Source organism: Streptomyces sp. Ru72, from assembly GCF_002920635.1.
GTDB lineage: Bacteria > Actinomycetota > Actinomycetes > Streptomycetales > Streptomycetaceae > Streptomyces.
The window spans coordinates 1-12255 of sequence record NZ_PQSR01000028.1 but is presented as its reverse complement, the minus strand read 5'-3'; the positions used below and the strand labels follow the sequence as shown (position 1 = coordinate 12255).

Genomic DNA, 12255 nt, shown 5'->3' with positions numbered 1-12255 from the left:
GGGCGCCGGTTGCCACCCGGGGTCACCATTTTCCCAAGACATGTCAGCCGAGCCGAACCCCCTCGTCGTCCTCGTCGCCCCCCGGCTCATCATCCTCGCCGAGCGCCCAGTCCGGCGAATCGGGGTCGTAGTCGACGATCTCGCTGCTCCAGGAGGCCTGGGCGAGTTCGACGCCGGGCACCTCGCCCAACAGGACGGAAGGCTCGACGAGATACGCGACGGCCTCGGCCGTGTCCTCCGTCACCGCGCTCTCCGTGTAGGCGCGCTCGCTCTCGGGCATGTCCGGGTCCTCCGCGATCCGGCGCAGGGCGGCCTTGGCGACGGCGTCGACATCGTCGATCTCGACGACCAGTTCCACGCGAAGGCGGACATACCGTGATGTCTCAGAAGTGCTCATGGCGCGCAGCGTACGGCCCGGAGAGCTCGCGACTTTCCCACGACCCGCGCCTTTCACTAGCATCGCTCCACACGGCCAATTCGTAAGCGCCCCAGGGGGATCGGAATTTCGTGTCCGCCGCACGTCGATCGTCGTCCACCGCCCGCCGGACGTTGCTGACCGCCACCGCCGCGGGGACCCTGCTGGGTGCCCTGTGGTTCGTGCCGTCCGCGAACGCGACCCAGAACACACCGGAGAGTCCGCGGATCGCGACCTCGACGACCGCCGACCGGACGGCCGCGGCCGCCACGGACACGAACGGCGCGACGGCCCACACACAACTGGCCGACACCGGCAGCGTGGACACGACGCCGTACGTCATCGGGGGGACGCTGTTCCTGGGCCTGGGAGCCGGGTTCGTCGCGTATTCGGTACGACGGGAGCGCACCGAGGCGTACTGACAGCCCGCGGCCGGCTGGAGCAAGCGCCCTGAGGCCCACCGCCACCGAGGACCGGGCGGTGACGGCGGGGGGCCGGTGGGGCGTCAGCAGACGGTGGGGCGCAGTCGGACGGCGTTCCAGCAGAGGGGCGGCAGGATCACGGTGAGACGGCCGTCGGCGACCGCGCCGGTGTCCACGCCGCGCGGCCGGACCCTCTCGGGGTCGCAAGGGGTGTTGGTGGCGCGCAGGTCCGGGCCGGCGAGGACGGAGTGCTCCACCGGTGCGTGGCCGAGAAGGCCCTGAGGTCCAGGGCGAGTTCCATTGTCCTCGGTCTGGTGCCGGTTGACCGCGAGGACCGTGAGTTCGCCGGCACCCTCTGCCTCGGGCACATGGGTGGCGACGGCGTCGAGGAGCGGCATGACACCTGCGCGTGCGACGGCCCGGCAGGCCATCGCCCGCGTCCTGCGCACCGAGTGACGGCGCGTCGGACGAGGGCGTCGACGCGGTCGGCGTCGAGCCCGCTCAGGTCTCCGGCGTGTTCCTCACGCGGGGCCACCTCCTGGGGCGGCCCCGCGCCGGGTGCTCAGGCCAGCGGCCCTGTGACCGACTCGACCGCCGCGAGCAGGCGGCCGTCGCGCAGGAACGCGTCCGCCGCCGCCAGGTCCGGGGCCAGGAACCGGTCCGGGCCTGGCCCCTCGGCGCCCGCCTTGCGCAGAGCGGTGATCGCCGCCTGGCTGGCGGGGGCCGGGGTCAGGCCCTCACGCAGTTCGATGGCGCGGGTCGCCGCGTACAGTTCGATCGCGAGGACACGGGTCAGGTTGTCCACCGCCGTGCGCAGCTTGCGGGCGGCCGACCAGCCCATGGAGACGTGGTCCTCCTGCATCGCGGAGGACGGGATCGAGTCCGCGGAGGCCGGTACGGCGAGCCGCTTCATCTCGCTGACCAGGGCCGCCTGCGTGTACTGGGCGATCATCAGGCCCGAGTCGACGCCCGCGTCGTCCGCGAGGAACGGCGGCAGGCCGTGCGAGCGGTTCTTGTCGAGCAGCCGGTCCGTGCGGCGCTCGGCGATGGACGCGAGGTCCGCCGCCGCGATGGCGAGGAAGTCCAGCACGTACGCCACCGGCGCCCCGTGGAAGTTGCCGTTGGACTCGACGCGCCCGTCGGGCAGGACCACCGGGTTGTCGACGGCCGAGGCCAGCTCGCGCTCGGCGACCAGCCGGGCGTGCGCCAGCGTGTCCCGTCCGGCGCCCGCGACCTGGGGAGCGCACCGCACCGAGTAGGCGTCCTGGACGCGCGGGGCGTCGTCCTGGTGGTGGCCCGTGAGACCCGAGTCCTTCAGCACGGCCAGCATGTTGGCGGCCGACGCGCCCTGCCCGGGGTGCGGGCGGATGGCGTGCAGCTCCGGTGCGAGCACCTTGTCCGTGCCGAGCAGCGCCTCCAGGGAGAGCGCGGCCGTGATGTCGGCCGACTTGTAGAGGGTGTCCAGGTCGGCGAGGGCCATGAGCAGCATGCCGAGCATGCCGTCGGTGCCGTTGAGGAGCGCGAGGCCCTCCTTCTCGCGCAGCTCGACCGGGGCGATGCCGTGCCCGGCGAGGAGTTCGCCGGCGGGGCGTACGACACCGTCGGGGCCCTCTGCCTCGCCCTCGCCCATGAGGGTCAGCGCACAGTGGGACAGCGGGGCGAGGTCGCCGGAGCAGCCGAGGGAGCCGTACTCGTGCACGACCGGGGTGATCCCGGCGTTGAGGAGGTCGGCCATGGTCTGCGCGACCTCGGGGCGCACGCCGGTGTGTCCCGAGCAGACCGTCTTCAGCCGCAGGAACATCAGCGCGCGCACGACCTCCCGCTCCACCCGGGGACCCATGCCCGCCGCGTGGGAGCGGACGATGTTGCGCTGCAGCTGGGTGCGCAGCTCCTGGCTGATGTGCCGGGTCGCCAGCGCGCCGAAGCCGGTGCTGACCCCGTAGACGGGGTCCGGCTTCGCGGCCAGCGCGTCCACGATCCCGCGGGCCGCCGCCAGGGCCGTCAGGGCTTCCTCGGAGAGCTCGATCCGGGCGTCCGCGCGCGCCACGGCGAGAACGTCGGACGCGGTCACCCCGGACGTCCCCACCACCACAGTGTGCATATCCATATTCAGGAGCGTACGCAGTGAATTCGAAGATGTCACCAGTGGGGTGGCGGTTCACCCCTTACCCGACCCCGCGCCGAGCCCGTGCCGAGCCCGTCCCGACCCGTGCCCGCTCAGTGCCGGCCACGGAACCTGCGGCGCTCCCCGGAGGGCGGCGGCTCGTCGGCCAGGCGCACGACCGGGTCCTCCGGCCCTTCGCGGCCCGCGACCACGGGCTTCGCGGCGTGCAGCGCCTTCGCCCGGTACTGGGCCGCGTCGGCGAGCCGGAACAGCCGGCGGGCCGAACGGACCGGGCCGATCGGGTCCTGGGTGGAGGCGACCCCGCAGGCCACACCGTCGCCGATCTCCAGTTCGGCGGCCCGGCGACACACCTCGTCGGCGGCACGCACCACCTCGTCGGCCGACGGGCCCACCGCCAGCAGGCAGAACTCGTCACCGCCGAGGCGGGCGACCAGCGCACCCGGCAGCATGGCGCCGCACAGCGACAGCACCGACCCGAAACGTTCCAGCAGCCGGTCGCCCACGGCGTGCCCCTGTGTGTCGTTGACCCGCTTGAGCCCGTTGACGTCGCAGACGACGAGCGAGACCACGACCCCGTCGGCCCGGTGCTGTTCGATCGCCTCCTCCAGACGCACGTCGACGGCACGGCGGTTGGCGAGGCCGGTGAGGGCGTCGGTGAACGCGAGCCTTCGGGCCTCCTCCAGGCGCTCGGTCTGCGCGATGCCGGCGGCCACCACGGAGGCGAGGACGGTGGCGAAGTCGGCGTCCTCGCCGTCGAAGGCGGGCGCACCGGCCGCACGCGCCACATACAGTTCGCCCCAGGCGCGGCCGTGCAGCACCACGGGCGCGACGACACAGCAGCCCCGGCCGCGCCGGCGCAGCGCCGCGACCCGCTGGTGGCAGTATCCGGCGCGGCCCGCGGCCGGCCCCTCGGCGGTCTCCACCCAGGCGCTCGGGTCGCCGCCGCCCGCCCAGCGCTCGTGCAGGAACTCGGTGATCTCCGGGAACTGGTGCACGGGGTAGGCCTCGTGCTCGGGGAACTCCTCCTCCTCGGGCGCGCGCTCCCCCACGTTGACGAGGACCCGCAGCCGTCCGGCCTCCCTCTCCCACACCGACAGCGCGGCGAAGTTCCCGGCGAGCGCCCGGCACGCGCCCAGCGCGGCGGCCCGCCAGGCCTCGCGCGGAGTGTGCGCCGCCGCCATGCCCTGCGCCAGCGCCACCACGGCCCTCAGCCGACTGTCCTCAGCCACGACTACAGGCTAGGGCGTGTCACGAAGGTCCCGCCTGCCTCGCGAGGCCGCGCAGCCTCACCCGAGCTCTTCGAGCAGGGGACGCCCCCACAGCACCCCACAGCACCCCACAGCACACCGACGCCGTAATGTCCGCCCTTCGGGCGAACGACGGGACGTTCGCGACACACCCCGGGTCGTGTCGCGGATCTTCGCCGCGTCGCGGCGCCCGCACCCGTCCGCTACTCCCCCGGCCACTGCGGCGTGCGCTTCTCGTTGAAGGCGGCCACGCCTTCCGCGCGGTCGCCGGAGAACGCCACCGAGCGCCATGCCGCGTCCTCGACCTCCAGACCGGTGCGCAGGTCCAGGCCGTGGCCGAGCCGTAGGGCGCGCTTCGCGGCGCGCAGGCCGACCGGGGAGTTCGCGGCGATACGGGCGGCCAGGGCGAGCGCCTCCTCACGGTCCCGGCCCTCCGGTACCAGGTCGTCGACCAGGCCCAGCTCCCGCGCCTCGGCCGCCTCCAGACGCCGGGCCGTGAAGATCAGCTCCGCGGCGCGCGCGGCGCCCACCCGGCGGGGCAGCAGCTGCGTACCGCCGCCGCCGGGGATGACCCCCACGGACACCTCGGGCAGCCCCACCACCGCCGTTACGTCCGCCACGATCAGGTCGCAGGACAGGGCCAGCTCGAAGCCGCCGCCCAGCGCGAAGCCGTGTACGGCGGCGATCGTGGGCATCGGCAGCTCCAGGACGCCGGTGTAGGCGGCGCGGGCGAGGGGGCGCTGGCGCATCAGGTCGGCGTCCGTGAAGGAGTTGCGCTCCTTCAGGTCCGCGCCCACGCAGAACGCCCGCTCGTGCGTCGACGTCACCACCGTCACCCGGGCGTCCCGGTCGGCGGCCAGGTGCGCGCACGCGGCGGCGATCGAGCGGGCCATGTCCGTGGACACCGCGTTCATCGCCTTGGGCCGGTCCAGTGCCAGCTCCGCGACATACCCGTGCCGCCGTACGACGACGTACTCGCCGAACCGCCGCTCGTCCCCCTGCTCCGCCATGACACCCTCCCGGTTAACGCGGGTTAACTACACGACGCCCCGATCATCGCAGCCGAGGCGGCCCCGCGAAAGCCGCCGCGCACCTTCGGCGGGTGTGGGCCATTGACCGGCCCCTGTCCCCGTTCGGGTGAATTCGAGTCATCTCCGCATCGCCCGCCCCCCATCCCCACATAATCTGCGCACCGCTACGGCACTTGGGGGAGTGCGGGCGACCGGGGAGGGACGGGCAATGACGGACACGGCCACCGACGACACCACGACGACGGTGCACCACGGCTCCGGCCCCGTGTGGTTCCGCCCGGTGGGCCGGCACCGCAGGCCGCGCCGCCGGCGCCTGGCGCTCGCCGTCGGGGGGTTCGCGCTCGCCGCCGGGGCCCTGAGCCTCGTACGCCTGGCACCCGAGTCGGTGACGGGCGGGGGCGGCACCGCGGAGGCCGAGCCCCGGATCGGCCCCGGCCGGACCGCGCCGACGGCCGGGGGCGTACCGTCCAAGGGGACCGCGGGGCCCTCGACGACCGCCTTCAAGGGAAGGGCCGACGCGCTGCCGGCCGTGTCGGGCGGCGCGAGCCCGTCCGGGCGTACGGCCACGCCGCCGCCGCGGGTCACGGACCCCGCGACCGGCATCCCGGAGGCACCCTCGACGCCCACGGCTTCACGTTCACGAACGCCCGGGCCCCCGGTCACGACGACTGCCGCGCCGCCGTCCGCCCCGTCCCCGACCGCGACCACTCAGGCACCTGCGCCGTCGGCACCGGCCGCCTCGGACCCCCCGGGCCTGTGCGTACCGCTCGTGGGGCTGTGCGTCCACGGCCTGTGAGCGCACCGGCCCCGAGGGCGGAAGGAGCGCCTACGCCGACCCGTCCCGCCGGGTCAGCAACCACGGCTCGATCACGCCGAGGCCGCGCACCGGCCGCTGCCACATCGGCTGGAGCGCGAAGCGGTAGGTGGGCGGCTCCTTGCCCTCCTTCTCGGCGGCGGCCGCGGCCTCCGCGGCCTCCGTCTCGGAGGCGGGGGCCTCTGCCGTGCGGATCAGCTCCTCCGCGAAGTCATGGTCCACCAGGACGGCGTCGCGGGGCGCTATCGAGGTGAGCCGGCTCGCCAGGTTCACCGTCGTACCGAAGACATCGCCCATCCGGGTGGTGACCGTGCCGAAGGCGATGCCGACCCGCAGCTCCGGCATGGTCTCGTCGTTCGCCATGGTCTCGATCAGGCGCAGGGCGATCTCCGCGGCGATGCCGGCGTCGTCCGCCGCGTACAGGACCTCGTCGCCGAGCGTCTTGATGAGCCGGCCGCCGTGCGCGGCGACCAGGTCGGCCGCGGTGGTCTCGAACGCCTCAACGAGTTCGCCGAGCTCCTCCTCCTCCATGCGGCGCGTCAGCCGGGTGAAGCCGACCAGGTCCGCGAAGCCGACGGCGAGGCGGCGGTCGACCATCTCCTCGTCGTCCGCGGCCTGCACCACCCGGCCGGTGGCGGCGGCGAGCTGGCGCCGCCAGACGTAGACGAGGAACTCCTCCAGCTCCGGCAGGAGCAGCTCGACCAGCGGGTACGTCACCTCGGTGCGGGTCATGCCGGGCTCGGGCGGCTCGGTCAGGCCCTCCAGGAAGGAGTCGATCTGCCACTCGGCCAGGCGGGCGGTCGTCTGCCCGGTGGAGCGGGCCACCTGCACGGCCATGGCCTCGCTGAGCAGTCCGGCCTCGACGAGACCGGCCAGGCGCCGCAGGGCGAGGACGTCGGCCTCGGTCAGGGCCCTGGCCTGGCCTATGTCGGCGAAGCCCATGGCCCGCCAGAAGCGGGACGCCAGTTCCATCGACACGCCCGCGCTGCGGGCCGCCTGGAAGGGGGTGTAACGGCGCTCGGCCCCCAGGATGAGCTGCTCGAGGCGGAGCGCGAGGGGGTTCTCCTCGGACTCGGCGTGTGCGTCGCGCCCCGGTTCACCGTCGGGGGCGGGGTGTACGCCCGTGCCCGAGCCCGTGTCGTCGACGGTCACGCGTGCTGCCCTTCCGATCTGCCGCGGTCAGGTATCGACCGCGGTCAACTCTACGGCAGGTGTGCGGTAGCTCACTCCTCAGCGGCCGTTACGTCCCCGGCGCCGGGTGTGCACCCGGCACCGGGGTGACCGTTCCGGGGGCTCCGCCCCCAGGCCCCCGATCGGCCTGAACGGCCTCGTCCTCGCACTACCCCGAGCTCTTCGAGCAGGGGGACCCCCAGACGGGCGGGACTGCCCGCCCCACGCCGAGCAGCACCGTCCCTTCAGGCCGACCGCAGGTGCACGACATCCCCGGCGCCCACCGGCTCCTGCACCCCTTCCTCCGTCGCCAGTACGAGCCGCCCGTCACCGTCGATCGCCACCGCCTCCCCCGTGATCGAGCGGTTGCCCGGGAGTTCCGCGCGGACCCGGCGGCCCAGGGTCGCGCTCCCCGCCGCGTACGTCTCCTGCAGACCGCTCGCGGCCGGGTCGCCGTTCGCGGCGCGCCAGCGGCCGTACCAGTCCTCAAGGGAGCGCAGCACCGCACGCAGCAGCGGGTCGCGGTCGGTGGTGCGGGCGCCCGCCAGGGCCAGGGAGCCCGCCGTGGGCACCGGCAGCTCGTCCTGGCGCAGGGTGACGTTGATACCGACGCCGATGACGACGCCCTCGTTCCCGGCCCGCTCCGCGAGGATCCCGCCGGTCTTGCGCTCCTCCCCGCCCACGGTGACCAGCACGTCGTTGGGCCACTTGAGTGCCGTGTCGACGCCGGCCGCCTGCGCGAGACCGGTCGCGACGGCGACTCCGGCGAGCAGCGGCAGCCAGCCCCACCTGGCCACGGGCACCTCAGCAGGGTTGAGCAGGACGGAGAAGAACAGCCCGGAGCGGGGCGGAGCCGTCCAGACCCGGTCCAGCCGCCCGCGCCCCGCGTTCTGCTCCTCGGCGACCAGGACGGCGCCCTCGGCGGCCTGACCGGCCGTGGCGCGGGCGACCAGGTCGGTGTTGGTGGACCCGGTGCGCTGCACCACGTCGACCCCGGTCCACAGCCCGCCCTCGCGCACCAGCCCCCGGCGCAGCGCGGCGGTGTTCAGGGGCGGGCGGTCGAGGTCGGACCAACGGCTGCCACCGCCTGCGGCACCGTTCGACCTGTCGTTCGCGTCGGAGGAATCTCGCGGCATCATGCAAGCCACCCTAGGTGTGGTAAACGCCGCACTGCCGATCGGTAGGCACAGCACTACGCTACGGATGAGTAACCGTTCCTTCTTCTGAGCACTTACAGCACGTACAGGTAGCACCTCACCCTCACGTCCCCACTTGAGCAGGCAGGGAGCCGCATCCCGATGTCCGAGCCGGAAGAGATCGACATTCACACCACCGCGGGAAAGCTCGCGGACCTGCAGCGCCGCGTGCAGGAGGCTACGCACGCCGGCTCGGAGCGCGCGGTGGAGAAACAGCACGCGAAGGGCAAGCTGACGGCCCGTGAGCGCATCGAACTGCTGCTCGATGAGGACTCGTTCGTCGAGCTCGACGAGTTCGCCCGGCACCGCTCCACCAACTTCGGACTCGAGAAGAACCGACCGTACGGAGACGGTGTCGTCACCGGGTACGGGACCGTGGACGGCCGCCCGGTCGCGGTCTTCTCCCAGGACTTCACGGTCTTCGGCGGGGCGCTGGGCGAGGTCTACGGGCAGAAGATCGTCAAGGTGATGGACTTCGCCCTGAAGACCGGCTGCCCGGTCATCGGCATCAACGACTCCGGTGGCGCCCGGATCCAGGAGGGCGTCGCCTCGCTCGGCGCCTACGGGGAGATCTTCCGGCGCAACACCCACGCCTCCGGTGTCATCCCGCAGATCTCCCTCGTCGTGGGTCCGTGCGCGGGCGGTGCCGTCTACTCGCCAGCGATCACCGACTTCACGATCATGGTCGACCAGACCTCGCACATGTTCATCACCGGCCCGGACGTCATCAAGACGGTCACCGGCGAGGACGTCGGCTTCGAGGAGCTGGGCGGCGCCCGCACCCACAACTCCACCTCCGGCGTGGCCCACCACATGGCCGGGGACGAGAAGGACGCGATCGAGTACGTCAAGCAGCTGCTGTCGTACCTGCCCTCGAACAACCTCAGCGAGCCCCCGGCCTTCCCGGAGGAGGCGGACCTCACCGTCACGGAGGAGGACCGCGAACTGGACGCGCTGGTGCCGGACAGCGCGAACCAGCCGTACGACATGCACACGGTCGTCGAGCACGTCCTGGACGACGGCGAGTTCTTCGAGACGCAGCCGCTGTTCGCGCCGAACATCCTCACCGGCTTCGGCCGGGTCGAGGGCCGCCCGGTGGGCATCGTCGCCAACCAGCCGATGCAGTTCGCCGGCTGCCTGGACATCGACGCCAGCGAGAAGGCCGCCCGTTTCGTGCGGACGTGCGACGCCTTCAACGTCCCCGTCATCACCTTCGTCGACGTGCCCGGCTTCCTGCCCGGCGTCGGCCAGGAGCACGAGGGCATCATCCGCCGCGGCGCCAAGCTGATCTTCGCCTACGCCGAGGCCACCGTCCCGCTGATCACGGTGATCACCCGGAAGGCGTTCGGCGGGGCCTACGACGTCATGGGCTCCAAGCACCTGGGCGCCGACCTCAACCTCGCCTGGCCGACCGCCCAGATCGCCGTCATGGGCGCGCAGGGCGCGGTCAACATCCTGCACCGCCGCACGATCGGCGAGGCCGACGACCCGGAGGCGACCCGGGCGCGGCTGATCCAGGAGTACGAGGACGCGCTCCTCAACCCGTACATCGCTGCCGAGCGCGGTTACATCGACGCGGTGGTCATGCCGTCGGACACCCGCCGCCACATCGTCCGCGGCCTGCGTCAGCTGCGCACGAAGCGGGAATCCCTTCCCCCGAAGAAGCACGGCAACATCCCCCTGTAACCCCGGGACCTTTGGGAGCCGTCATGAACATCAAGGTCATACGGGGCAACCCGACCCCGGAGGAGCTGGCCGCCGCCCTGGCGGTGGTCCGCGTCCGCGCCGCGGCGGCGGCGGCCACGCCGTCCGGCGCGGCGCAGCGGGACTCCTGGGCCGACCCGGCCCGTGTCGCCGCCCACCGCGTCCCCCAGCCGGGCCCTACAGCCTGGGCCCGGACCTACTGGCCCGGCTGACCCGCGGCGCCTCGGCCACGTCCGGGGTGCGGGAGCACGACGTCGGGCAACGTCCGCGACGGCTTCGGTCGTCACCGCGCACCGCGCGCCGTCCGGTGCAGGTGACCGCCGAAGCCGTGTGCCGTCGGCAGTCGGGTGGACGGCCCGGCGGCGGCGCAGAAGTTGAGTACGGGTACTCAGGCGCCGCCGCGGCCCGCCGCCGGACGATGGAAGGCATGCTGTGGTCCGACCCCGAGAACGAGCCGCCCGAGGAACTCCGCGAGACGCAGGAGATGTTGAGGCGGCTGGGGGTCCTCATGGCGCTGGCCATGGTGCTGGCGATGATCATCATCGGCACCAGGTGAGGGCCGCCTATACGCTGAGCGCATGACCGATCAGCCGCGCCGCCGTCTCGTTCTCGCCTCCCAGTCCCCCGCCCGGCTCGGACTGCTCCGACAGGCCGGGCTCGACCCCGAGGTGATCGTCAGCGGGGTCGACGAGGACGCCGTCACCGCTCCGACCCCCGCCGAGCTCGCGCTCGCGCTCGCCGAGGCCAAGGCCTCCGTCGTGGCGGCGAAGCCCGAGGTCAAGGGCGCCCTGGTGATCGGCTGCGACTCCGTGCTCGACCTGGACGGCGAAGCCCTCGGCAAACCCTCGGACGCCGAGGAGGCGACGGCCCGCTGGAAGTCGATGCGCGGCCGGGCGGGCACGCTCCAGACCGGCCACTGCGTCTACGACACGGTCAGCGGGCGGTACGCGTCCGCCACCGCGTCCACCGTGGTCCGCTTCGGTGAGCCGACGGACGAGGAGATCGCCGCCTACGTGGCCTCCGGCGAGCCTCTCCACGTCGCCGGAGCGTTCACGCTCGACGGCCGCTCGGCGCCCTTCATCGACGGCATCGACGGCGACCACGGCAACGTCATCGGCATCTCGCTGCCCCTGATCCGCCGGCTGCTGGCCGAACTGGGCGTGGGCATCACGGAGTTGTGGGCACCGCGGGAGCGGTGAGCGGGGCGGGCCCGGGCTCTGTCGTGTCGACGGGGGCCCGGGCGACGTTCAGGGGGTGACGGGCGCGGGGCCGCCGCCCTCCAGGGGTTCCGCCCGCTCCGGGGACTCGGCGGGCTCCGGGGCCTGGCGCGCGGCCCTGTCGCCGTCCTCCGGGTCGTCGCCGGCGGGCGGCGCACCGGCCGCCGCACCGCCCGGGCGGTCGTACGTCATCAGGGTGAGCAGGATCAGCCCGAGCACCACCATCATGAACCCGAACGCGCCCCAGCCGACCAGGCCCACCACGAACGCCCCGAGCAGGCCGTGCACCACCGCGGCGCTGATCAGCAGGATGCGCCAGATGCCGGACGGCGCGCGGTCGCGCACGGCGACCAGCAGGGCGGCCAGCCCGCACACCGCGAAGTAGAGCCCGAAGACGACACCGGCCGCCTTCGACGACACGGACATGGCGTGCGGATCGACGCCGGCCATGGACATGTTCTGCCGGTCGACGACCACTCCGAGGAACCAGTTCAGCAGCGCGACACCGAACGCCTCCACGAAGAGGACGATCGCCACGACCCATGCCACCGGTCTGCGGACCACCGGCCTCCACCCACCTTCGAGTGCCCTCTGGTTTCCTTCAGCATCGCGAACGCTACTAACGGGTAAACCTTCGGACAAGAGGTCCGGCAGGAGCAAAGATTCGTTGGGCCATTAGTAGGGACTCCACAAAGAAACACGACGGGTGGCGGGACTACTTCATAGAGACCTTGACCACGTCGGAGGGCTAGGGTTTTCCGGTGGATTCCCATGTGCGGCGGTGCGACAAGGGACTTCGCAGGTTGAGTGAGCCTCGTTTCACGCTCCGTGTGGGCAAGCTCACCACTGGGGATGGGTCGAAACGTCGTGTCGGCAGTCCCTAAACTCGGCTTGTTTCAAGGAGAGGGAGCCAA

At 72.8% G+C, this 12255-nt stretch carries 14 protein-coding genes; 6 read left to right on the top strand and 8 right to left on the bottom strand.

Annotated elements, in window-relative coordinates; translation table 11 throughout:
* Positions 1-43 precede the first annotated feature (43 nt).
* A complete protein-coding gene (locus C3488_RS15830; protein WP_103840065.1) occupies positions 44-397 on the bottom strand; it encodes a hypothetical protein in 354 nt (117 codons plus the stop codon).
* Positions 398-507: 110 nt separating this feature from the next.
* Between C3488_RS15830 and C3488_RS15825 the strand changes: the two genes are divergently transcribed.
* Positions 508-837, top strand: coding sequence for an LPXTG cell wall anchor domain-containing protein (locus tag C3488_RS15825; protein WP_181139036.1), 330 nt, complete (start codon positions 508-510; stop codon positions 835-837).
* Positions 838-920: 83 nt separating this feature from the next.
* Here C3488_RS15825 and C3488_RS15820 read toward each other — a convergent pair whose 3' ends face one another.
* The 4 genes from C3488_RS15820 to C3488_RS15805 form a co-directional block, all read right to left on the bottom strand.
* Complete coding sequence (locus tag C3488_RS15820; RefSeq protein WP_146067868.1) at positions 921-1235, bottom strand: hypothetical protein; 315 nt, start codon at positions 1233-1235, stop codon at positions 921-923.
* A 164-nt stretch (positions 1236-1399) separates the two neighbouring features.
* Positions 1400-2938 carry a histidine ammonia-lyase gene (gene hutH / locus C3488_RS15815; protein ID WP_103840062.1) on the bottom strand — a complete coding sequence of 513 codons (1539 nt, stop codon included), beginning with the start codon at positions 2936-2938 and terminating at the stop codon, positions 1400-1402.
* A 116-nt stretch (positions 2939-3054) separates the two neighbouring features.
* Positions 3055-4191, bottom strand: a complete 1137-nt coding sequence (locus tag C3488_RS15810) for a sensor domain-containing diguanylate cyclase (protein ID WP_103840061.1) — start codon at positions 4189-4191, stop codon at positions 3055-3057.
* A gap of 221 nt (positions 4192-4412) precedes the next feature.
* A complete protein-coding gene (locus tag C3488_RS15805; protein WP_103840060.1) occupies positions 4413-5219 on the bottom strand; it encodes an enoyl-CoA hydratase/isomerase family protein in 807 nt (268 codons plus the stop codon).
* A 229-nt stretch (positions 5220-5448) separates the two neighbouring features.
* Between C3488_RS15805 and C3488_RS15800 the strand changes: the two genes are divergently transcribed.
* Entirely contained in the window at positions 5449-6036 is a 588-nt protein-coding gene (locus C3488_RS15800; RefSeq protein WP_258053441.1) for a hypothetical protein, read from the top strand.
* Positions 6037-6066: 30 nt separating this feature from the next.
* Here C3488_RS15800 and C3488_RS15795 read toward each other — a convergent pair whose 3' ends face one another.
* Entirely contained in the window at positions 6067-7206 is a 1140-nt protein-coding gene (locus tag C3488_RS15795) for an adenylate/guanylate cyclase domain-containing protein (protein WP_103840059.1), read from the bottom strand.
* Positions 7207-7469: 263 nt separating this feature from the next.
* Positions 7470-8363 carry a biotin--[acetyl-CoA-carboxylase] ligase gene (locus C3488_RS15790; RefSeq protein WP_103840058.1) on the bottom strand — a complete coding sequence of 298 codons (894 nt, stop codon included), beginning with the start codon at positions 8361-8363 and terminating at the stop codon, positions 7470-7472.
* Between the two features lie 159 nt (positions 8364-8522).
* Here C3488_RS15790 and C3488_RS15785 point away from each other — a divergent pair, with 159 nt between their 5' ends.
* The 4 genes from C3488_RS15785 (at position 8523) to C3488_RS15775 (ending at position 11323) form a co-directional block, all read left to right on the top strand.
* Positions 8523-10106: an acyl-CoA carboxylase subunit beta gene (locus tag C3488_RS15785; protein WP_103840057.1), complete on the top strand. Its 1584-nt coding sequence runs from the start codon at positions 8523-8525 to the stop codon at positions 10104-10106.
* Positions 10107-10129: 23 nt separating this feature from the next.
* Positions 10130-10336, top strand: coding sequence for an acyl-CoA carboxylase epsilon subunit (locus C3488_RS15780; RefSeq protein WP_103840056.1), 207 nt, complete (start codon positions 10130-10132; stop codon positions 10334-10336).
* 215 nt (positions 10337-10551) lie between these two features.
* Positions 10552-10680 carry a morphogenic membrane protein MmpB gene (mmpB, locus tag C3488_RS41580; protein WP_258053440.1) on the top strand — a complete coding sequence of 43 codons (129 nt, stop codon included), beginning with the start codon at positions 10552-10554 and terminating at the stop codon, positions 10678-10680.
* Between the two features lie 22 nt (positions 10681-10702).
* Positions 10703-11323 (top strand): nucleoside triphosphate pyrophosphatase, encoded by a 621-nt coding sequence (locus C3488_RS15775; RefSeq protein WP_103840055.1) that lies wholly within the window; start codon positions 10703-10705, stop codon positions 11321-11323.
* 48 nt (positions 11324-11371) lie between these two features.
* On the opposite strand, the gene C3488_RS15770 is transcribed toward C3488_RS15775, so the two are convergent.
* Positions 11372-11905: a hypothetical protein gene (locus C3488_RS15770; RefSeq protein WP_103840054.1), complete on the bottom strand. Its 534-nt coding sequence runs from the start codon at positions 11903-11905 to the stop codon at positions 11372-11374.
* Between the last annotated feature and the right edge of the window lie 350 nt (positions 11906-12255).